The sequence below is a fragment of the Thermofilaceae archaeon genome, from assembly GCA_038731975.1.
Classification (GTDB): Archaea; Thermoproteota; Thermoprotei; order Thermofilales; family Thermofilaceae; genus JANXEW01.
In genome coordinates this window covers 1-19,568 of sequence record JAVYQJ010000010.1, presented here as the reverse complement: position 1 = coordinate 19,568, position 19,568 = coordinate 1, and the positions used below count along the sequence as shown (strand labels likewise).

The 19,568-nt window shown below is 57.8% G+C and carries 22 protein-coding genes; 5 read left to right on the top strand and 17 right to left on the bottom strand.

Translation table 11 applies throughout. The features are described 5' to 3' along the window. Nucleotides 1-10: 10 nt before the first annotated feature. On the top strand, nucleotides 11-700 hold the full coding sequence (locus tag QXF46_05845; GenBank protein ID MEM0226380.1) for a carboxypeptidase-like regulatory domain-containing protein: 690 nt from the start codon (nucleotides 11-13) through the stop codon (nucleotides 698-700). Here the strand turns inward: QXF46_05845 and QXF46_05840 are convergent. The 8 genes from QXF46_05840 to sfsA all read right to left on the bottom strand — a co-directional run bounded on the left by QXF46_05840 (nucleotide 697) and on the right by sfsA (nucleotide 8,370). Beyond that, nucleotides 697-2,148 (bottom strand): alpha-L-arabinofuranosidase C-terminal domain-containing protein, encoded by a 1,452-nt coding sequence (locus tag QXF46_05840; GenBank protein MEM0226379.1) that lies wholly within the window; start codon nucleotides 2,146-2,148, stop codon nucleotides 697-699. The two genes, QXF46_05845 and QXF46_05840, sit on opposite strands and share 4 nt — an antisense overlap. A 104-nt stretch (nucleotides 2,149-2,252) precedes the next feature. Then, on the bottom strand, nucleotides 2,253-2,834 hold the full coding sequence (locus tag QXF46_05835; protein ID MEM0226378.1) for a hypothetical protein: 582 nt from the start codon (nucleotides 2,832-2,834) through the stop codon (nucleotides 2,253-2,255). Between the two features lie 70 nt (nucleotides 2,835-2,904). Beyond that, a complete protein-coding gene (locus tag QXF46_05830) occupies nucleotides 2,905-4,209 on the bottom strand; it encodes an RsmB/NOP family class I SAM-dependent RNA methyltransferase (GenBank protein ID MEM0226377.1) in 1,305 nt (434 codons plus the stop codon). A gap of 25 nt (nucleotides 4,210-4,234) precedes the next feature. Continuing rightward, a complete protein-coding gene (locus tag QXF46_05825) occupies nucleotides 4,235-5,041 on the bottom strand; it encodes an ABC transporter ATP-binding protein (protein MEM0226376.1) in 807 nt (268 codons plus the stop codon). After that, a complete protein-coding gene (locus QXF46_05820; GenBank protein ID MEM0226375.1) occupies nucleotides 5,038-5,877 on the bottom strand; it encodes an ABC transporter ATP-binding protein in 840 nt (279 codons plus the stop codon). Before QXF46_05820 ends, QXF46_05825 begins: the two co-directional genes overlap by 4 nt. Then, a complete protein-coding gene (locus QXF46_05815) occupies nucleotides 5,859-6,629 on the bottom strand; it encodes an energy-coupling factor transporter transmembrane component T (GenBank protein ID MEM0226374.1) in 771 nt (256 codons plus the stop codon). Before QXF46_05815 ends, QXF46_05820 begins: the two co-directional genes overlap by 19 nt. Nucleotides 6,630-6,678: 49 nt before the next feature. Beyond that, nucleotides 6,679-7,554 (bottom strand): QueT transporter family protein, encoded by an 876-nt coding sequence (locus QXF46_05810; protein MEM0226373.1) that lies wholly within the window; start codon nucleotides 7,552-7,554, stop codon nucleotides 6,679-6,681. A 123-nt stretch (nucleotides 7,555-7,677) separates the two neighbouring features. After that, the gene (gene sfsA / locus QXF46_05805; GenBank protein MEM0226372.1) at nucleotides 7,678-8,370 is read right to left on the bottom strand and encodes a DNA/RNA nuclease SfsA; all 693 of its coding nucleotides are present in this window, start codon (nucleotides 8,368-8,370) and stop codon (nucleotides 7,678-7,680) included. Nucleotides 8,371-8,423: 53 nt separating this feature from the next. Between sfsA and QXF46_05800 the strand changes: the two genes are divergently transcribed. Further along, the gene (locus tag QXF46_05800; protein ID MEM0226371.1) at nucleotides 8,424-9,353 is read left to right on the top strand and encodes a radical SAM protein; all 930 of its coding nucleotides are present in this window, start codon (nucleotides 8,424-8,426) and stop codon (nucleotides 9,351-9,353) included. Here QXF46_05800 and QXF46_05795 read toward each other — a convergent pair. From QXF46_05795 to QXF46_05765, 7 genes are all read right to left on the bottom strand, one after another. Beyond that, nucleotides 9,298-9,726 carry a type II toxin-antitoxin system VapC family toxin gene (locus QXF46_05795; protein MEM0226370.1) on the bottom strand — a complete coding sequence of 143 codons (429 nt, stop codon included), beginning with the start codon at nucleotides 9,724-9,726 and terminating at the stop codon, nucleotides 9,298-9,300. The genes QXF46_05800 and QXF46_05795 overlap by 56 nt on opposite strands. Continuing rightward, on the bottom strand, nucleotides 9,710-9,934 hold the full coding sequence (locus QXF46_05790) for an antitoxin VapB family protein (protein ID MEM0226369.1): 225 nt from the start codon (nucleotides 9,932-9,934) through the stop codon (nucleotides 9,710-9,712). Before QXF46_05790 ends, QXF46_05795 begins: the two co-directional genes overlap by 17 nt. Nucleotides 9,935-10,114: 180 nt before the next feature. After that, on the bottom strand, nucleotides 10,115-11,194 hold the full coding sequence (locus tag QXF46_05785) for a uroporphyrinogen decarboxylase family protein (protein ID MEM0226368.1): 1,080 nt from the start codon (nucleotides 11,192-11,194) through the stop codon (nucleotides 10,115-10,117). 94 nt (nucleotides 11,195-11,288) lie between these two features. Continuing rightward, nucleotides 11,289-11,660 (bottom strand): amidohydrolase family protein, encoded by a 372-nt coding sequence (locus QXF46_05780; GenBank protein MEM0226367.1) that lies wholly within the window; start codon nucleotides 11,658-11,660, stop codon nucleotides 11,289-11,291. Beyond that, nucleotides 11,636-12,121, bottom strand: coding sequence for an amidohydrolase family protein (locus QXF46_05775; protein ID MEM0226366.1), 486 nt, complete (start codon nucleotides 12,119-12,121; stop codon nucleotides 11,636-11,638). Before QXF46_05775 ends, QXF46_05780 begins: the two co-directional genes overlap by 25 nt. 134 nt (nucleotides 12,122-12,255) lie before the next feature. After that, nucleotides 12,256-13,776, bottom strand: a complete 1,521-nt coding sequence (locus tag QXF46_05770) for an alpha-glucosidase/alpha-galactosidase (GenBank protein ID MEM0226365.1) — start codon at nucleotides 13,774-13,776, stop codon at nucleotides 12,256-12,258. A 98-nt stretch (nucleotides 13,777-13,874) separates the two neighbouring features. Continuing rightward, on the bottom strand, nucleotides 13,875-14,741 hold the full coding sequence (locus QXF46_05765) for a hypothetical protein (GenBank protein MEM0226364.1): 867 nt from the start codon (nucleotides 14,739-14,741) through the stop codon (nucleotides 13,875-13,877). A 144-nt stretch (nucleotides 14,742-14,885) separates the two neighbouring features. Here QXF46_05765 and QXF46_05760 point away from each other — a divergent pair, with 144 nt between their 5' ends. Further along, entirely contained in the window at nucleotides 14,886-15,995 is a 1,110-nt protein-coding gene (locus QXF46_05760; protein MEM0226363.1) for a family 10 glycosylhydrolase, read from the top strand. A 4-nt stretch (nucleotides 15,996-15,999) separates the two neighbouring features. Continuing rightward, nucleotides 16,000-16,758, top strand: coding sequence for a HesA/MoeB/ThiF family protein (locus QXF46_05755; GenBank protein ID MEM0226362.1), 759 nt, complete (start codon nucleotides 16,000-16,002; stop codon nucleotides 16,756-16,758). On the opposite strand, the gene QXF46_05750 is transcribed toward QXF46_05755, so the two are convergent. Beyond that, nucleotides 16,718-17,938, bottom strand: coding sequence for an MFS transporter (locus tag QXF46_05750; protein MEM0226361.1), 1,221 nt, complete (start codon nucleotides 17,936-17,938; stop codon nucleotides 16,718-16,720). The two genes, QXF46_05755 and QXF46_05750, sit on opposite strands and share 41 nt — an antisense overlap. Next, on the bottom strand, nucleotides 17,935-18,639 hold the full coding sequence (locus QXF46_05745; protein MEM0226360.1) for a PHP domain-containing protein: 705 nt from the start codon (nucleotides 18,637-18,639) through the stop codon (nucleotides 17,935-17,937). Before QXF46_05745 ends, QXF46_05750 begins: the two co-directional genes overlap by 4 nt. A 124-nt stretch (nucleotides 18,640-18,763) precedes the next feature. Here QXF46_05745 and nth point away from each other — a divergent pair, with 124 nt between their 5' ends. Beyond that, on the top strand, nucleotides 18,764-19,459 hold the full coding sequence (nth, locus tag QXF46_05740; GenBank protein ID MEM0226359.1) for an endonuclease III: 696 nt from the start codon (nucleotides 18,764-18,766) through the stop codon (nucleotides 19,457-19,459). Nucleotides 19,460-19,568: the final 109 nt, after the last annotated feature.

Below are 19,568 nucleotides of genomic sequence, written 5' to 3'. Positions count from 1 at the left end.
CTGTAACCACGTGAGAGCCTGGCCCGTCGTGCTGGTGATCATGCTAGCGCAGCTCGTACTTGCCCAGCCTATAATGCTGGTGGCTTCAAGCGGGGAGACGCTGACCGGGGCTGTCGTTGAAGTTGAGAAGCTAGACGGTGAGCGCCAGGTGTTTACGGTCGGGCCTGAGGGAGTAATAGTAGTGCGAGAAGTCCCGCTGGGGATCCTCAGGGTGAGAGTTATCAGCTGGAAGGGCGTTCCGATCGATTACCGCTGCCTAGTGACGACGCTGAACACGACGATCAGGGTGCCAGCGATCCACCGCTTCACTGTAAACGTTGTTGGAGCTAGAAGGCAGGGGCTCGCCGACGCAACCGTCAGGATCCTTCATGAGGGCCGGGAGATTGAAAGGGGTGTAACAGACGCCTCGGGCACGTACAAGACGCTGCTCCCCGCAGCCAGTTACACCGTAGTGGCCGAGTACGGCGGAAGAGCAGGTGAGCAGAGGGTTGAAGTCGTTGGCCCAACGGAGGTTACACTTCAGCTGGATATTTTCGGCGAAATCGGGGGGTTGCCGATTTCGACTGGGGAGTTTATGCTGATGATTGCGCTGCTCGCGCTGATACCGCTCGTGCTGTTCGTAATCGCCTACGAGTACGCTCAATGGAGGAGGAAAAGGGTTCTACGCGTAGTCGCGCCAGCTGTAGAGAAAGGCGGTTAGGCCGTAGGGCTTAGCGTTAGGACGTTTACTGAGTGAGGCGGCAGCTCGACGAAGCCCTTGAAGGCGTAGCTAGTCTCGCTTATCGAAACTCTCGACGGTTCCTCGAACGTATTCCTATCATCCACGGAGGCCCCCGAGATCCACCTGTGGTGAACGGCTGAAGGCTCGAAGCCCCTGATGAAGACTCTGGCTTTGACCCTTTCATCGGGGTGCCGGTTGACAACGAAGAGGTGCAGCTTGCCACCCGATAGCACAGCCGACGCGTCGACGTACTGCACTTCGGTGCCCACCTCCTTCGAAGTGTAGGATGGAGAGAAGCAAACCGTCCTAACCACGTCACCTTCTTGGACGCTCGAGTAGAGCTTGAAGACGAAGTACTGCGGTGTTAGCAGGATCCGCCCCTCATCGTCGGTCAGGATGAGCGGAAGTACGTTGACAGTCTGGGCGAAGCAGGCTATGGGCACGATCCTGCTTAACCGCTGGAGGGCGTTCAGGACGAGCGCGGTGAAGATCGCGTCGCGCACGGCTGTGTTCTGGCTCAGCAGCGGCGGCCTAGCTTCAGGGTACCACACGTTCCACTCGTCGAAGGCCAGCTTGATGTCCTTCCTGATGCCGTACCTGCGCTTGGCCGCTTGAACTGTGTGGTAGGTGGCCTTGAGCCACTCCTCGATCTCAACCGGCCACGCGACGAGCTCCTCGTAGCTCCTGCCTTGATGCTCGGTGAAGATGTACCTGTGGACGGATAGGTAGTCGAAGTAGTTGCCCGCGACCCTCACCATATCGATGTTCCACTGGGGGTCGTAGTCGCAGCCCACGGCTACGATCTCGATGGTTCGATCCACGCGCTTCATCTCGTTTACGAACTCGATCGTCCTCCTAGCACACTCCTCACCATCCTCGCAGAACCCGACCTGCCAGCTGCCGTAAAGCTCGTTGCCCACCCCCCAGAGCTTCACTTTGAAGGGCTCCGAGTACCCGAGCTGCCTCCGGAGGTTCGCGTAGTGCGTGTTACGCGTCGAGTTGCAGAACTCCACCCAGCGCGCTGCTTCCTCAGGCGTACCGTTGCCCGCGTTCACGACGATGAAGGGCTCCGCGCCCACCATTCGAGCCCACTCGATGAACTCGCACGTACCAAACTCATTCGGCTCCTCTGCCTCCCACGCGAGCTCGAACCTTCTCGGCCTCCGTTCTCGAGGGCCAATGCCGTCCTCCCAGTGGTAGGACGATGCGAAGTTCCCTCCAGGCCAGCGAACTATGGGCGGTCTGATCTCCCGAACCGCGTTAAGGACATCGAGTCTGAAGCCTTTCACGTTGGGGATTCTCGAGGTGGGGCCTACCCAAACGCCGCCGTAGATGCAGCGGCCGAGATGTTCGATAAACTGACCGTAGATACCTTTGTTGAGAGCCGCGACTCTCGAGGTAGCGTCGATGAGGATCTCGGCTTCCACGGACCTACGTCGGAAATCCGTAAAAAAGCTTAAAGTTCATACCTCACGGTTATCTCGCGTGATGAACGAGGGCGAAACCGACCAGTGCGGAAAAGGCCCGGGGTTTACTGACCCCCTTGACCTTTGGAGCCTAGGACGCGCTGAACCCTGCTTGCTATTGCTACCGAAGGTATCGTGGAGAGCAAAACGTGGAGCGTGTTGAAGACTGCTACGAGCGCGAGCGTGACCAGGAGAGTATCCGTCCAACCCTTCACCGGGATTCCCGCAGCATTCAGCAACCGCTGGGCGAATGTCAACCAGTGCGGAAAGAGGAAACCGAGCACAGCGAAGTTGGCCAGGGACATGGCTGCCACCCTAGCAGCGGTGGCCACGGCTACCGCGTACCTCCAGCGTCGCTTTGCAGCGTGGAGGCCGGCCAGCATGGAGGTAACGGCAAGGAACTTCATTGAGACTCCCAGCGGGTCGCTCCCCCTAGCCAGGAGCCCAAAAGCGTGCATCGCCGCGCACAGGTAGCTCCACTTAGGCCCAACTAGCGCGAGAGTGAGGACTGAGGGTAGCTCGGCGAGGTCGAACTTGAGGAAAGTGAGCGGGTAGAATGGGAACTCAATCCTGAACAACGCGAGGACTATTGCGAGAGCCGACATAGCCGCAGTCACGGCTATCGCGTAGCTCCTGGGCAGAGCCATCGGCCGTCCCTCCAGTCGGTATTTTTGAGGTTGCTGTTTAAACACTTCAATGCATACGAACAGTTTTGCTTCACTCTTTCCTCAGCTTCGCGAGGAAGAAACCCACCGTTTCGTGAAGATGGGGGTAAAGCCTTCGCGCTTTGGCTGCTCCGAGCTTTCCCGGCAAACCCAGGTAGGGCTCAAACTCGATCAGCTCGAACCCCAGTGCTTCTTGGGCCCAGAGCACGTTCTCCTCATTCTCCTCAAGAGTCAGTGTGCACGTGGAGTACACGAGCTCTCCTCCCCTTTCGAGGAGCTCGCTGGCAGCTTTCAGAAGCCTCCTCTGTTCAGCCGAGTAGGTCATCACGTGCTCAGGCCTGATCCACAGCCTGATCTCGGGGCTGTGCCCCAGCCTTCCGAGGCTCGAGCAATCCGGGTCGACGATCAAGCGCTTGAACTTCGCACGGAGCGGTGGCATCGTGGAGTCAGCGTTGATAGCGTAGACTCCCCAAGCCCCGAGCCTCTCCAGGAGCCCCTTCATCACGGCGAGCCTCTTCGCGCGGAGATCGAGAGCCAGAACTTCAGCGCCGTACAATTGGTGGTAGAGGCTTGCCTTGCCACCGGGTGCCGCAGTTAGATCGACGGCCTGCTCTGAGCCTCCCAGGGCATAGACGGCGAGAGCTGACGCCTTGTCCTGAACGTAGAAGAGGCCGCTCGCGTGCTCCGGTACTCGGGAGGGGCTTACACTCCCTTTTACCACCTTGAGCATGAAGGGTAGATCTCTATCGATTTCGGTTACAAGCCCTCTTCTCGAAAGACGCTTCACGAGCTCCTCCACCCTAATCTTCAGCGTGTTGGCGCGCAGCCACACAACGGGGTTCCTGTTGAAGGCCTTCAGCAGCAGCTCGGCTTCGCGCTTCCCCAGCAGTTTCACGAGGTACTCGACGACCCATTCCGGCTGGGAGTACACGAGAGCCAGCGAGGCGATTTCGCCCCTTCCTCGCGCTAGATCTTCGGGTTCGACCTCCCTAACCCTCGATACGTCGCTCGGCCCTAGGGGTAAGCCGAAGCGCGCTGCTAAGCCGGCAACTCTGCTCGGGCTCGCAGGCCTGAACTTTGCCTCGTATAGAAGAGCGCGCAGCAGGTTCCTCTCGAACGGCTTCATGTGGCTTGGCTCGACGCCGAGCAGCTGGCGGGCAATCTCGTCGAGCAGCCTGTAAGTGCGAAGGACGCCTGCGGCGTAGGCTCTCGCTAAGCCTTTAGCGTCAGAGAGGTACGGTCTCCTCTTGAAGTACTCCTCCATGACCGCTCTCAAGCTCTCCCTCCTCGTCTCAGTGGTCGCTATTACCTCCGCGACGATCGCCTCTATCGGGTGTGGGCCACCAACCTTTCTCACAGCGGATCTGCTTCGGGCTTGGAGTTTATACCCTTACCTTGAAACGGCTGACGATGGCCTCAGCTACAGCTTCTACCGTCGGGCGCCCGACCCTCAGCTTCGAAGCGAGAAATTGAAGCTGCGTGGGAATGAACCCCTGAGACTTGAGGAACTCGACGTCGCTAAGCACATCCTCAGCCGCCGAATCGCTAACAACGACCCCCTCCCTCAAGACCAGGATTCGCGAGGCGAAACGAGCTAGCAGATCCGTATCGTGCGTGATCACTATTACCGTCCTCCCCGACTTGTGGAGTTGGGAAAGAGCCTCGAAGAGCGCTATACTCCTAGAGTAGTCAAGGCCTGTCGTCGGCTCATCGAGTATCAATACTTCAGGCTTCATCGCGAGAATGCAGGCGATTGCCAGTCTGCGCTTCTCGCCGAAGCTCAAGGTGTGCGGCGAGTGATCAAGGGGCTTGTTCAGGTCAACGACCTTCAACGCTTCCTGAACCCTCATTGTTACCTCATCGTTGGGCAGGCCCATGTTCCTGAGAGCGAAAGCGACCTCGTCATAGATTGTGGCCGAGAAAATCATCATCTCTGGATTCTGGAAAACATAACCGACCTTTCTAGCGAGGGTCGAGGCAGGCACGCGCCGCGTATCGAGGCCGTCGATGAGAACACGCCCCTGAGTCGGTTTCAAGAGGCCGGCTATGAGCTTCGCCAGTGTCGTCTTACCAGCGCCCGAATGCCCGATAATCCCGATGAACTCTCCCCTGCCGATCCCTAGCGTGATACCTCTTATAGCGTCGGGGCCATTGGGGTACCTGAAGTGAACGTTTTCCAGCTTAATCATTGGGCGAACACCTCGAAGGCGTCCTTGAGGCGGACGGGTACCCGCAGGCGGACGCCCCTCTTGAGAAGCTCGTAAGCAACCTCACTGGCCCCTGGCGGTCTGATGCCGTACTTCTTGACTTCCTCCACCATGCTGTACACCTCGTCAGGGGTTCCCTCGAGGACTACTTGCCCATCCTGCATGATCGCTATTTTATCGGCCACTTCAACCGCCCACTCCACCCGGTGCTCAGCGGCTATGATTGTGAGCCCGTACTCGCTTTTCAGCTGCGCCACGGTTTCGAGAACCATGGCCGTCCCCTTATGATCCAGCATGGAAGTTGGCTCGTCGAGGAGCAGCACTCTCGGCTTCATCGTTAGAGCGCTAGCTATCGCTATGAGCTGCTTTTCACCGCCCGAGAGCGACTGAGGATCCTTGTCGAGGTACCTGCGCAAATCTAGGGCTTCGACCACCCACTCCACGCGCTGAACGATCTCCTCCTTGGGCAGGCCTAGGTTCTCAGGCGTCATTGCGAGCTCCTCATAAACCGAGCGCGTCACAACCTGCATCTCCGGGTTCTGGTACACGATGCCAACGACCCCGGCCAAGCCCCTGTAGCCAGTTTTTACGACATCCCTACCCTCGATAACAACGGTGCCCTCCACCTGACCCGGTATCACCCATGGGAGAAGCCCCGCTAGCACGTACAGCAGCGTACTCTTACCGCAGCCGCTGGGTCCCATGAGCACTAACATCTCCCCCCTCCCTACGGTTAGGTTCACGCCCTTCAGAATCCATTCACTCGAGACGGCGTACTTTGCCCTCAGCTTGTTAACGATCACGGAAGCATGCTCCACACGATCACCCCACCGTAGACCAGTACTGATACTAGCATAAAGCCCGTATCCCTTAGCTTCCATCTTGGTTCAAACAGGTACGTCCTCCTCGCGTAGCCGGTGTACCTGGATGCAAGAACCATGCTGAGATCCCATACATCCGTGATAAAACGCGAGATCACGGGTATGATGATCGGCGCGTAGTTTCTCAAGCGCTGGATTAGACCACCGCTGTCGAGGGCGAGGCCTCTGGCGATTTGAGCCTCGGTTACCTCCCTCACGATCCTTACCGTCTGCGGCATCATGTTTAGAGCTAGAGTGAAGGTCATCGCGAGCTTGGAGGGCACCCCCAGCTTCTCCAAGCTCCAGGTAATGTGGTAGGGTTTCGTCGATGCGAAGAAGGCTACGAAAGCCAGGACGGGGTTCATGATGAGGAGGAACTTACCGAGCGCTACGAGAAGCCCCACATCGGTGATGCGGAAGAAGCCCCAGGCCAGCAGCAACGCACCCTCAGTGCTGTACATCCCCGCCCAGATCAGAGTCACAACGGCCAGGAAAACGGAGGCGTTCACGATGAGGAGGAGGGCCAAGCCGGCGCTAAGCCCAGATAGGCTCAGAGCTGCCAACGTCGAAGCGAAGACGGGAAGACTCTTCAAGCCGTTGTACTGGGCAGCCGCGCTAGCCGCGAGCACGAGAAGAGCCCAGATCAGCTTCGCTCTAGGGTCTAAGCTATGAAAGAACGTCCTCTTCTCGATGTAAAGCCCAGAGGACATACAGCATCACGGTGCTGCTAGAGAGAAAAAGGGGGTTTTATGTTTCGGTCTAGGTTGTTCTCACCCGGTCTTTCCAGTAAAGCCCCCTACCCTTGATCAGGGGGTATAGGACTCTTCCCAGCACTGGCGATAGCACGGCGTTGACGACGATGTTATTGGTGAGGATGATGGGCGCTATGATGCCCCAGATCACGAAGAGGGGGAGCCCGACGAGCGTCTGAGCCACGTCAAGCCACCAGCATATGTAGATCGCGCTGACGAAGGCTTGTGTTATAACGCCCCAGACGTAGAACTCGCCGATGGACGTTGCGGTGGAGAAGCTGTGATCCCGCACCAGCTTGTAGGGGAGATAGGCGATTAGGAAGTTCCCGATGAAACCGCCGAAGGAGCCTACGCCGAAGAAGCCTCCGAAGATGTCGGCGAGGAGGTTTCCGAAGGCAACGCCAACGCAGCCTGGGATCCCGAAGAACATTCCGAAGAGGGGTGCTAGGGCGTTTGCTGGCCTAAGCCACGTGAAACCAGGAACCAGAACTATGGGTGCCGTGGCAGTGAGAAGTCCACCGTAGACTGCCGCGCTCAGCGCTGCTAGGGCTACGTCGAGGACGCTCCAGCTTGCTATCCCCATGCCTGAGCGCTTCAGACCTTGCCTAGTCGGCGTGAGACCGTAGAGCTCGAGAGCGAAGATCGCTGTACCGAGCACCCACACGATAGCCCCCACAGCGAATACGGCACTGTGGTAGCCTAAGAACAGCTGCGAGACCACGAAAGCAGCCCACGGGTTGTCGGGGCTCTCCTGGAGTGCTAGCCAGAACGCGTAAATCAGTGCTGCGGCCAGCAGTACACCGGCCAGGACGGCTATGATCATCAAAACCTTCGCTCCCCCGCCAGAAGTAGGTTTAACAACGGTTCCCGATGTGGCGTTCACACAGGCCTACCGATGCCTCACTTATAAATTTTTAGCATGATCCTCGCATTTTTCGGGTTGCATTGAGAGCCCTTTTCAGCATTTGTTATCTAGTTCTTGCTAAACCTATGTACCACAGCAGAGCTAGAGGATCACTGGCAGATCCGGGTTGTCGAGCACGACGAGGGAGGAAGCGGGATCGTAGTGCATTGATAATGCCCTGATCTCGACACCAGCGGACGCGGCTCTCCTCAACAGATTCGGCATCTCAGGGTCGCCCTTCTCGTAGGGTCTAAACGCTCTCACCCCCCGCAGAGCCGCGATAAAGACGATGAGCGACTTGCCGCCCCTCTCAGCGTACTCTGCCAGCTCGATCACGTGCCTCCTCCCCCGCGCCGTTGGACAGTCGGGGTAGGCTGCGTAAAAACCGTCTCGGAGCACCGCGCTCTTAAGCTCGACGTATACCGGTTCGCCGCGGCAGTCCAGGAGGTAGTCTAGAACAGAACGCCCCAGCCTCGGGTTCCTAGAGATAATGCTGCAGGGGGCCCACGGCAGCGCTCTCGCTTGAAGGGCCTTTTCGAAGGCCTTCATCTGAATCGCCGTGTCGATGAGAGCCGCTCCAACTCCGTCGTCGACGGCGATCAACCTCAGGCTTGTCAAACCCCCGCTTTTAGGCAGGCAGTAGCACTTCCTCCCCGTTACTAGAAGTTCGGACAGCCGACCGGTGTTGTTGATGTACGCCCGTTCAACAAGCCCTCCTACAACCACTTCCACTACGAACCTGTTCACCCTTCTAATGATCCTTCCCTCCACTGCTGGGGGTAAATCGAGCAGCACTGTGGTACAGCGAAGCTACGCACTTAAAACCTCTGCTGCTCAGATAGTTAGAGATGAGCTACCTGAAGCCCTTCGATCCCTGGCGCGCAACCAGCCTGTGTACTTGCCCCTTCAAGTACACGGTAAACCCCTACACAGGTTGTGCTCACGGCTGCCTCTACTGCTACGCTAGCAGCTACATCAGGAGGTTCTTCGAGCCGAGGCCTAAAGCGGACTTCATTAAGGTGGTAGCGAGGGATCTCAGAAGAGTGCCAGCAGGATCTCTCATCAACATCTCCAGCAGTAGCGACCCGTACGGACCCCTCGAGGCGGAGTACGGCTACACCAGGAGGCTGTTGGAGCTCATCGCGGGCGATTACGTCGTTGAGATCGTCACGAAGTCCGACCTCGTCGTGCGGGATGCGGACCTGCTGGCTAGGGGTCCCAGCATAGTCTCAATAACGATCACGACCCTTGACAGAGCCTTAGCAGCCAGGTTAGAGCCGCACGCTCCCTCGCCTGATCGGAGGCTGAGAGCGATCGAGGAGCTATCGAAAAGGGGGATACCGGTCGTTGTAAGACTCGATCCTCTTCTCCCCGGCTTAAACGATCACCCCGAGGCGATAAGGGAGGTTTTGGAGGCTGCTGCAGCTGCAGGCGCTCAGCACGTTGTAAGCAGCACTTACAAGGCCAAGCCGGACAGTCTGAGGAGGCTTTCAGAGGCATTCCCAGACACGATTCCAAGGCTGAGGGGTATGTACGTTGAAGGGGGTGAGCGCATACACGGTTACATGTACGCGCCCAAAAGCAGCAGGTACCGTTTGATGAAAATGGTAAGAGAAAATGCGCACAAGTACGGCTTAACCTTTTCACCATGCAGGGAAGGCTTCCGTGATCTGATCGATCGCGGCGTATCATGCGATGGTACGCATTTGGCGTTGAAAAAGGCTAGCGCTTCTCGAGGTACACAACCTTCACGTCGTAGCGGGATAGGTACTGCCTAGCTGCTTCATGGTCGCTGTCGAACGTAAGAAGGAGCGTCCCAGGGCCCGCCGATGTCGCAATCAAGAGGTCGATATCGGGGAGATTTAATCCCTTCGTCATGGCTTCTGCTTTGATTCGAGCCGCAGCTTCAGCCGAAGATCGAGTGACAGGGTACACGCTGACCCAACTTAAGAAACTTTCAAGCCAAGCTAGCTCACTAGTGCTCCCTGTCCTTAGAAAGTACAGAGAGGCTCCCAAGTGCAGTTCGTATAAGGAAAGAGCCGATATTCCCACATCCGAGGCTGTGTCGGCAAGCTCCCTGAGCTTACTCTCCGCGGTTTTACTACCTCTTCTCAGCTCGATTATGAAGGACGTATCAAGGAGCAGCTTCAACGAGCCTCGCCTTGAAGCCCTCCCTCACCAACCTTACCACCTCCTCGAGCCCCTCGGGGGCCGCTTTGCGCGAAAGTGCGATAATCATCTGGATCCTACCCTTAACGTTTGATCTTATCAGCTCGTCAATCACCTCGGTGAAGCTCCGATCCCCTTTTAGCGCTACAAGCTTGTAGTAGACTTCATCGCTGATCGTAATAGTTTTCATGCATAATGCACGATACATGGATCTATTTAAACATTAGCCTGTTTACCGAGAAGCATCTACGGCTTAAGTGAAGGAGGGGGCGTCCTCCCATTTCGCTTAGCATCCGGACAATGGTTTTCACCGGATGGGGGATGCACGTACTGAACGTATCCACCTTACCATTCGAAGCGATCAGCTATTCTAGTGGTAGCGCCCTACCTCTTTCACGAGCTGGACGAAATAGAGGTAATTACTTAGTGGGACGTCTGGCGGGACGGAGTGGTCAGAGCCCGCGATGTAGCCCCCACCCTTGGCGGCCATGGGAATCTTCGACTCAACCTCCCTCCTGATGCTCTCCTTATCCTTCGATAGTACCCGAGCGTCGATGTTGCCGATAAACGCGAGTTTATCGCCGTAGAGTTCCTTTAGCTCCCTCACGTCCATCCCGGCTTTCACCTCCAAGGGTTGAAGGGCTGTGAAGCCAGCATCAATGAATTCAGGTATCAGCAGCTTCACGTTACCATCGGTGTGGAGGATTGCCGGCTTATTCCTCCTTCTAAACGGGTGCAGGATGCGTTCGTGCTGGGGCTTTACGAAGCGCCTGTAGTGCTGGGGGGAGATGAAGGGGCCACTCCTGTAGGCCAGATCATCCCATACCCACACTCCATCCGCCCCTAACTCCTCAAACGTATCAGCCACCCGGGCTAGGAACCTGCCGACCCTATCGAATATGTAGTCGAGCATAGCCGGATCGCGGTAGACGAGGCGTAGAACGCTGTTCACCCCCTCGCCCACGATGTGCCTCACGTACTCGAAGGGGCCGAAGATGCTGGCTGCGACGAAGAACTCCTGCTGGAGCCTCTTGATAGCCTTCTCCAGGTCTCCCCGGAAGGGGTAGCGGCTGCTCGTGGCGCGGAAGGGGAGCTCGGGGTCCAGCATGGGTTCGATGTACTCCTTGAAGTCCTCCAAAGTTCTGATTGCAGGCTCGACCGGCATCGGCGTCCCACTCCTCCCCCTCCACGACTTGGTGACAACCCCGTAGGAGTCCCGGTAAACCACCCACTCATCAGCTTCCTCGAGCACGATAGGGTCGAACTTGGGGGAGACGTCGATGCCCACGAGGTAGATGTCGAAGCCGAAGAACCTGTGTATCGAAGCCGTTCTGGGTAAACCCTCAACCCTCCACCTGTCGATGGTCTCCGGCCACGGGAAGTCGATAAGAGCCACCCTGTCGGCCTCCTCGAAGCTCAAAAGCCTGTAGACTCTCTCCCTTGAATCCACGGTCATCAGCTACCTTGCATGTATAAAAGATTAATCGGAATTCTCTCAGTACTCGAGGTTAAACACTGGACCCTCCATCGTTGCATCGGGCGGGCTACTTTAACCCTAGGAAGCGGGCTGCGTTAGAGTACAAGTAAGCTTCTATAACGCTGTTGGGCATACCCAGTTCTTCTCTAAGCATCCTCACATCCCTCTCTCTGACCGAAGCCGAGTAAGCCAGACTCCGCGCTGTACTATCGCTGCCAAACATCACGTGAGCGTAGGCACCGTATGCCATCAACTTGGCGAAAGCCTCTCTCCTGTAGGCTTGCGGAGTGCCTGGTGTCGCATCGATGAACATTTGCACATCCCTCCCAGCCCTCTCGGCCGAGTACCTGAAGCGGCCCCAGAGGGCTATGCACTCATCGATCCACGGCCAGCTCACGTGGGCTAGGGCGAACTTCAGGCGCGGAAAGTTGATGAGCACCTCATAGTTGACAGGCCTGCAGTAGCGGGACGAGTCTTCAAAACCAAAGAGGATCCGGAGTGGAAGATTATCGGCACCCTTAGCTCCTCTATCTTCTCGTAGATCCTCAACAGCTTCTCATCGTAGGGGTACCAGTGGTAGGGTATCATCTTGATTCCACGGAGCTCTAAGCTGCAGATCGCCCACTCGAGGATTTCGAGTGCTTCAGCCAGCCTAGGTTCAAGCCAGAGGAAGCCTATGATACGATCGGGGTGATCCCTCTGCAGCATCGCTACGTGCTCTGCCGAAGCCCGCTGCATACTGGAGCTGTACTCGAATGCCCCCCTGTACTCGTCCCGGCGTACACCAGGGTAGGGGGAGAAGAGAACGATCGCATCAATGCCGTAACGGTCCATTTCCCTCACCAGCTCCTCAGAAGTCTCTCCCCCAGTCGCATGCACGTGGCAATCGAGAACCCTCACGCTCGTCTAGTGCTCAGTAGGCAAAAATGGTTAACGTGAATGCGACAGCATCAGAGCTTGAGCTGGGGTGCCGATTTTACGGCTCGAGAAAAATGCTACCCTATGGACGTTTTACCCGAAACCCTAGGGTCAAACTAGCTGTAGTGCTTGGCCATCTCCTCGTTTCCGGGCAGCTTTAGCAGGGCGTCGATCGTTTCCTCAACCTGCTTGCTGCTCTTGGTCCTGGGGTCGACTATCAGCCAGTTGAAGAGGTGGTCCCTACCACCCTCAAGGAAAGCTTCGATCGCCCACTCGGCGCGCATCAGCCTGGGCAGCATCACGTAGTTCATCACCCTCCTGGAAAGCGGGGTTAGCGGCCTTCTGTGAACCCCTTTACCATCGATTTTCACGGGCATTTCAACCGCAACGTTGTCGGGTATCCCCGGTAGAGCGCCCATGTTGGGCACGTTCACCTGAATCGGCACCGGTATCGAGGGGGCTCCAGGGAAGGGTGGCGTGAGGGTGTAGTACTCCTTCGGCCTGTCGTTGACGATCGCTTCGATGATCTCCACCAGGGACTCGCCGCTGGGTCTCGGTGGAAACCTTCTGGTCAAGGGTGTTGAAGTATCTGCAACCGCGCGTTTGAAAGATTCAAGCCGCATCCTCAATCCCGTCAGGTACATCGTCCATCCGATCTCAGAGTCCGGCCCACCGATCGGCCCGTACCACCTCTGCTTCGTCTTCAGGTTCCAATGGTACTTCCAAGTCCCGCCCCTCACTGTGTCGCCGACGGGGAAGAGACCGTAGGTCCTGTACATGTCCACAGCTGCTGGCGACAGGTCTATGTCGAAGGGGTTGGTTACGTGTTCGCGCCACACGCTCCAGTACTCCTCAGCGTTCTCTTCGATCCACTCGTCGATGTAGTGGTACGCGTCCTCACCCGCGTACTTGAACTTGGTCAGCCAGATAACGTGGTTGAAACCGGACATTTCGACTTCGAGCTCGCTTGGGTCAACCACCTTCATGAGGGCCGCGTAACCCCTTGGATCACCAGCTGCACAGAGCGCGTTCACTCTTTCTCCGAGCTTGTCCTCAGCCAACCTGATACCTAGAACCTCCACAGCCTTAAGGAAGCCTAGGTGGCCGTGACACAGCCCTATGTGCTTAACTTTTGTCTCCCTCGTTATAAGCGTCGTCAGCTCGAAGACGGGGTTCGCAACATTGATGAACCAGGCGTCTGGTGCTAGCTCCTCGATGTCCCTCGCGATCTCCATGGCCAGTTTGAACTGGTAGTACCCCCAGATCGTGTGGTAGTCGCTCACCATGTTCCACTCAACGCTGTTAATACCACGGTAGTAGCCGTGCTCCTCCGATACTTCGCGCATGCGCTCGTAGTAGCCGTGGCCACCGGCCATCGCCGAGTTGATAACGAAGTCCGCGTCCCTGATGGCTTCACGCCTATCCTTTGTCCTGTGCACGTCTGCGTTCGACTTCATTTCCTCAACGTACCTCTTCGCGAAACCGTAGATTATGTCGAGCCTCTCATCGCTTATGTCCATTAACCAGATGTCCAGCTTCCTACTCCTCAACCCCTCGTTGATCAGAAGGTCGATAACGATCGTGCTGGACCAAACAGCGCTTCCAGCTCCAATGAAAGCAATCTTGAGCTTTTCCACGCGCCGTTGCGGGGCGCGGGGTTAAAAACGATTGCTACTCCGGTATCTGCGGTTCAGCGCTGTTCATCGTTAACGCTGGGGCGCTCTTAAGCTATCAGTTATGTAAGGTTCGGCATTAAAACCTTTTCTACGAATTCCCTGTGCGTTCTCCTCGGTGCCGGCTTCCGAGAGAGACCGGTTTCGAGGAAGAGTACTGGTCGAGCGAGACGTAAAACGTACCTGCTGCTGTAACCCCCCAACCCAATCCGTCTTACAGCTTCTTCTGCAGCAGCCCTCAGCCCTTCTACGTCCGTGTAGACGTAGACAGCTCCGGGCGCGACAAGCACGATTAAACCCACCGACCGCAGCAGAGCACCGTAGGGTGTGAAGGCGTCGCTGAAGCTCTCAACGAACACCACTTCACTCCCTCTCTCAAGCTTCTTCAAGCAAAGGTCGAGGTTGTCAACCGCGCTGCTCGAGTAGAGATAGCCGGCTAAGTCCGCAAAGCTGCGCTGCTCAGCCTTAAAGGTTGCGAGCATCCTCCCGATGACGCGGCTGGCCCATCGACCGGCTTTGCTGAGATTCTCCGCGTGAACATAATGGGTATGCTGCCCCCTCCCACAGTCGTAGACTCTAGAGATCACCGCTATCCTCCCAACATCCCCAAAATCATCCATGTAACTATCGATCGAGGAGTACTTGGAGGGATCGGGTGGTACCGTCGCTATGGCTACGGGGTTTGAGACGCCTAAATCGCCAACCAAACCCTTCTCGTAGTAGAGCAGAACATCGTTGCCTACCAGCATGCCCAGCTCAAGGCTCTTCTTCACGGTTCTCGGGCTGTACCAGAGGTTGTGAGCGGCTACCGGTTTAAAGACGCTAACCCTAAGCCCCCTCTCTCTAGCTGCGAGCGCGGCACCTGTGGTGAACCAGGTTTTACCCGAATCGTAGGGGAGAAGCCCAGCAACGAGGACAATTAACGCCACGCGACTCCGCCCGCCGCGAAGCCTTTTAACCTGCCTCTACGCGGGATCGCCTCGACGAGGCGCGTGGTCACCAGCGTGGCGCTCAAAAACCCCGTTGAGCACGTAAGGCTTAATGGCCGCCCCTCCACCCGATCGGGAGGCTGCATGGGGGAGCTACTTCAACTGCTTCGTGAAGCGTCTGAGCATGAGCTGTTCGGTATTCGCGGGGTCTACAGCTCCGTTGATACGAAGCGTGCCGTGGATGCGCTCGTCGAGAAGGCTGCCGGCTCGGGCTTCAACCTGCTGATCTGGTTTGTAAACCCGCGGCGGGGGCCTGAAGGTGTTACAGCTTCGTATAGGACCGAGTTCTTCCCCTGCGGACAGGCCTGCGAGGAGGATCTCCTCGCCTACCTCATCGAGAAGGCTCGCGAGGCGGGGTTAAAGGTTTGGGCCTGGTTCGGCTTCATGGGCTACAAGTCCCTGCTGGAGAAGCATCGGGATTGGGCTGCAGTCTGGCCTGACGGTAGGAGTACGCTCGAGAGGCCGTGCAGCCCCGGCGGCGAGAGGTTCTACGTGATGAACCCTGCCCACCCCGAAGTCGTCGACTTCTGGAGGCGGGCGCTGATCGATTTAGTGGCGCGGTACAGTGTGGACGGGGTTAACTTCGAGGACGACTTCGGCTACGGTTACTGCGGCGAGTGGTTCAGCTACGATGAGCTGAACCACCGGCGCTTCACGCGCTTCCTAGAGGAGCGCGGCATCACGGATCTGGAGTGGCCCAGCGACGCCGTGGAGGGCGGTAGGTACTACAGCTACTGGATCGAGTACAAGTGCGAGGTTGTCGCTGAAGTGGCTTGCGAACTCGTGAAAGCGGTAAAATCGGTTAAGCCGGGCTTGGAAGTCTCGCTGGCGACGGAGGTCAGCAGGGAGAGGAACAGGAGGGTTCACGGCATCGACTGGGTAGAGCTGGGAAGAAGGGGGGTGTTCGACTGCTTCACCTTCATGGCCTACACTGCAGACGACCGCACTCTCGAGCATTGGGTCAAGGGAGTTTTCGAGGAGCTTCGGGGCTCGAAGACCAAGCCCGTGATGATCATCGGGTGGGAGCTCAGGGGGCATCCTGCTGTCGATTGGGTGCGGCAGGCGCTGATCGTCAGGAGGCTAGGAGGCGACGACTTGATCGTCTTCTGGGACGGGGGGCTCGACTCCTCTGGCGCTTGGGGCTACATGGGAAAGCTCTTTGAGACCATGAGGAGGCGCGGGCAGCGGGTGTGACAGGTTGCCGGCTAGCCGGTACCTGAGGCAGATAATGGTTTGGGGCGGAGAGGCTCAGGAAGCGCTTGCGTCGTCGAGAGTGCTCGTTGCCGGGCTTGGTGGTTTGGGTTCAGCCGCCTCCCTCTACCTCACGGCCGCAGGAGTGGGTAAGCTCGTGCTCGTCGATCACGACCGGGTGGAGAAGAGCGACTTGAACAGGCAGGTGCTCCACTGGGATCGGGATGTGGGAAGGCTGAAGGTGGAGTCGGCCGCGGAGAAGCTGCGCATGCTGAACCCTGAGGTGGAGGTGGAACCCATCGCAGAGAAGCTCAGCTCGGTGGAACAAACAGTGAGGCTCGTGAGCGGTGTTGACGTGGTTGTTGACTGCCTGGACAATTGGCCGAGCAGGTTCCTGCTCAACGAAGCGTGCGTTCGAGCTGCGAAACCCCTCGTCCACGCGGCTGTCGAGGGAGCTGCGGGGTGGTTGACGGTCGTGAAACCCGGCGAAGGGCCCTGCCTGAGATGCATCTTCCCCCGAGCACCCCCTGAGAAATCCGCTATTCCGGTCATTGGGCCTCTCCCCGGTGTGCTAGGTGCGGCAGAGGCTTTCGAAGCGTTGAAGCTGTTGACAGGCTTCGGAAAACCCCTCCTAGGTCGCCTACTCTACTTGGACTTGGCCGAAGCGACCGTAGAGACGTTTAACTTGAGGAAGAGGTTGGACTGCCCGGTCTGCTCTCAGCAGGCTAATCCATCGTCTCCCACACGAAGTGGGTCAGCACCGTAGCAACGGCGGCGATCATTGAGAACACCATCAACGCTTGGAGAGGGTCGCGGATAACGTACCCTGCTGCCTGGTACACGGCTACCCCCGCGAACGTTACGCCGTTCACGAAGGAGAGAGTTGTTCCCGAGAACTCCGGCCTGTATAGCTCCCTAGCCATGGGTGAAATGATCGAGTGGGTGGCGGCGATTATGCCGAGTAGAACCATGTACGGGGCGAGGCGCTCCGGGGGAGCGTTGGCCAGCACAATAGCCGACGCCCAAGCTGCGCCGTGTAGGATGCAGCTCGCCACCAGGATCGGCTTCCTTCTACCCCTTGCGTCGCTGACGTAGCCGACGAACGGGACGGCAGCCGTGAAGGAGATTGACGCGAGAAGCAGTAGGCTGGCCACCGCATCCCCTGTAACAGGGGTGTACTCCTCAAAGTACAAGGGCGCCCAGTACGACATGAAAGCGAGGTAAGCGGAGTACGTGGCTAAGCCTGCTACCGCTAGAGCGAGCGAATGGGGGGTTCGCGCTACGCTTCCCAACTGCTTGAGCGTGGCTGAAAGGCCAGCTTTCACGCTACCTAGCCCTAGCCCCTCATCATTCACCGCGAGCAGGATCGCTATCGACGCGAGGAGCGAGGCAAGCCCCGTCGAAAGGAATAGGCCGCTTAGACCGAACCTCACGAGCAAGAGTCGAGCCGGCAGCGTTGCTGCAATGTTACCCAAACCGCCCACCATCAGACCCAGACCCGTAAGCAGGCCGCCGCGAGCCTTCCCCACGTTCACTCCGATGACCCTCTGCATCGAGATCCAGATCGCGGCTGCACCAAGGCCGACGAGGAGGCGGCCAACGATTAAGGGCAGCGGTGAAGCAATGGAGGATAGCAGTGAACCTAGGGCCATTAGTGATGTACTGAGCGCGGCGTACCTCCTCGCCCCAAGCGCGTCGGCTAGGATACCGGCCGGGATCTGCATGGCAGCGTAGGTGTAGAAGTAGGCGGAGGAGACGGTGATGCTGAGGAGAGCCGGGTCCCACCCTGATCGTTCAGCGATCTCTCTCATTTCGTCTGAAAGTATACCGGTAACTGTTCTGTGGAAGAAGGAGAAGAAGTAGGCAAGGTAGAGCGCGGCGATACTCGCGTAAACCTCCCTTCCCCGATCTTCAGTGTGACTATCGCTCGTACCAGGGTTCCTCATACGCGCACCTGCGCACGCGCTAAGCTGCCCTCATCCAGCCACTTTACGTGAGATGGATCGTACCCGGCAGACCTAATCCTCTCCTCGTGCCACCAGAAGTTGCCTATCTCGTGCAAGCTGTGCGCGTCGGATGTCGGCACGAGTAGGACGCTCCGTTCGATCGCTAAGCGCAGGAACCAGGGTTCGGGATCTCGATGGTGGTAGTTGAGCTCTACAGCGACCCCGTGCGAGCGCGCAACGTCGAGCACCTCAAGCGCGTCCTCAAGATCGGGCTTCAACTTGCGCCAACCCACATCTGTGGGATGCCCGATCACCGTCGCGAAGCCGCTCTCGATAGCTCTGATGACGCTCCTCCTCCAGTAGCCCACCGCGTCAGTACCCTCCGGTATAGAATGAAGCGAGGCGACAACGACGTCTAGCTGCTTGAGCAGGCTCGCGCTAACAGCCAGCCTACCGCCCTCCACTATGTCGACCTCCATGCCCTTCAGAAGAGTTAATCTTCCCTCCACCTTCTTCTGCGCCCACTCCACCTCTCGAAGGTAGTTCTCAAACCATGGCGGGAAGGGGACTGTGCCGTGATCCGTGATGGCGATGACGCGAACCCCCTTAGCCAAAGCCGTCTCTACGTCACGCTCGATGCTCACATCGTTAGCGCAGGGTGAAAACTGGCTGTGGACGTGCAAGTCCAGCCGCGGAATCACGCCCCGGGGTTGGCAGCATCCATTTAAAAAGCGCTCGGGCAGTCTCCCATGCGGCTCCTTTCCCTCAGCTTGCAGGTAAAGCATCGACAGGTAGCGATAATAAAGGTGATGGGTGGGGTTTCTGATGGCGGCGCGTGCCGAGCAGTACGACTTCGGCGACGAGATCCTCAGACTGCTCAGAGCGAGGTTTCAGATCGACGAAAGCGAGTTCGCCGCGCTGAAGGCAGGTAGGAGCGGAGACCCGTTTAGAGTTCTCGTCGCCACGATAATCTCCCAGAACACGAACGAGAGGAACACCTTCCTCGCCTTCGAAAGGTTGGAGAGGGAGATAGGCGTCGACCCCGCATCGATTGTAGCGGCTGGGGTTAAAAGGGTGGAGGAGGCGATAAGGGTAGCGGGTCTGCAGAAGCAGAAGGCTGAAGCCATAGTGGCCGCAGCCGAGCTCGTCCTGAGGGATTACGGTGGGGATCTGGGGAAGCTTCTCAAAGAGGGCGAGGAGAGGGTGAGGACGGTACTTGGGGGGATCAGGGGTATCGGCGAGAAGACGGTGGACGTTCTCCTAGCCTTCTCGGGCTTCCCCGTAGTCCCCGTCGACACTCACGTTAGAAGGGTTGCGAAAAGGCTCGGCATTGCTACAGGCTCCAGTTACGAGGCCGTTCGAGAATCGCTCCACAGGGTTTTCAGGGAGGAGTACAGGTTGGAGGCCCATCTCCTGCTCATTAAGCTGGGCAGGGAGCTGTGCAAGGCCAGGAGCCCGCAATGCCCGGTGTGCCCGCTCAGCAAGATCTGCCCCAGCGCCGACTTGAGGGGAAAAGGTTAATCTAGCGCTTCGATGGGGAGAACGTGCCTCCACCCGTCCAGCCGTTGAGGTGGCATGTTCTAGCCTCGCTGGTGCTCATGCTGATAGATGGCGCGGCCACGCTTGCGCT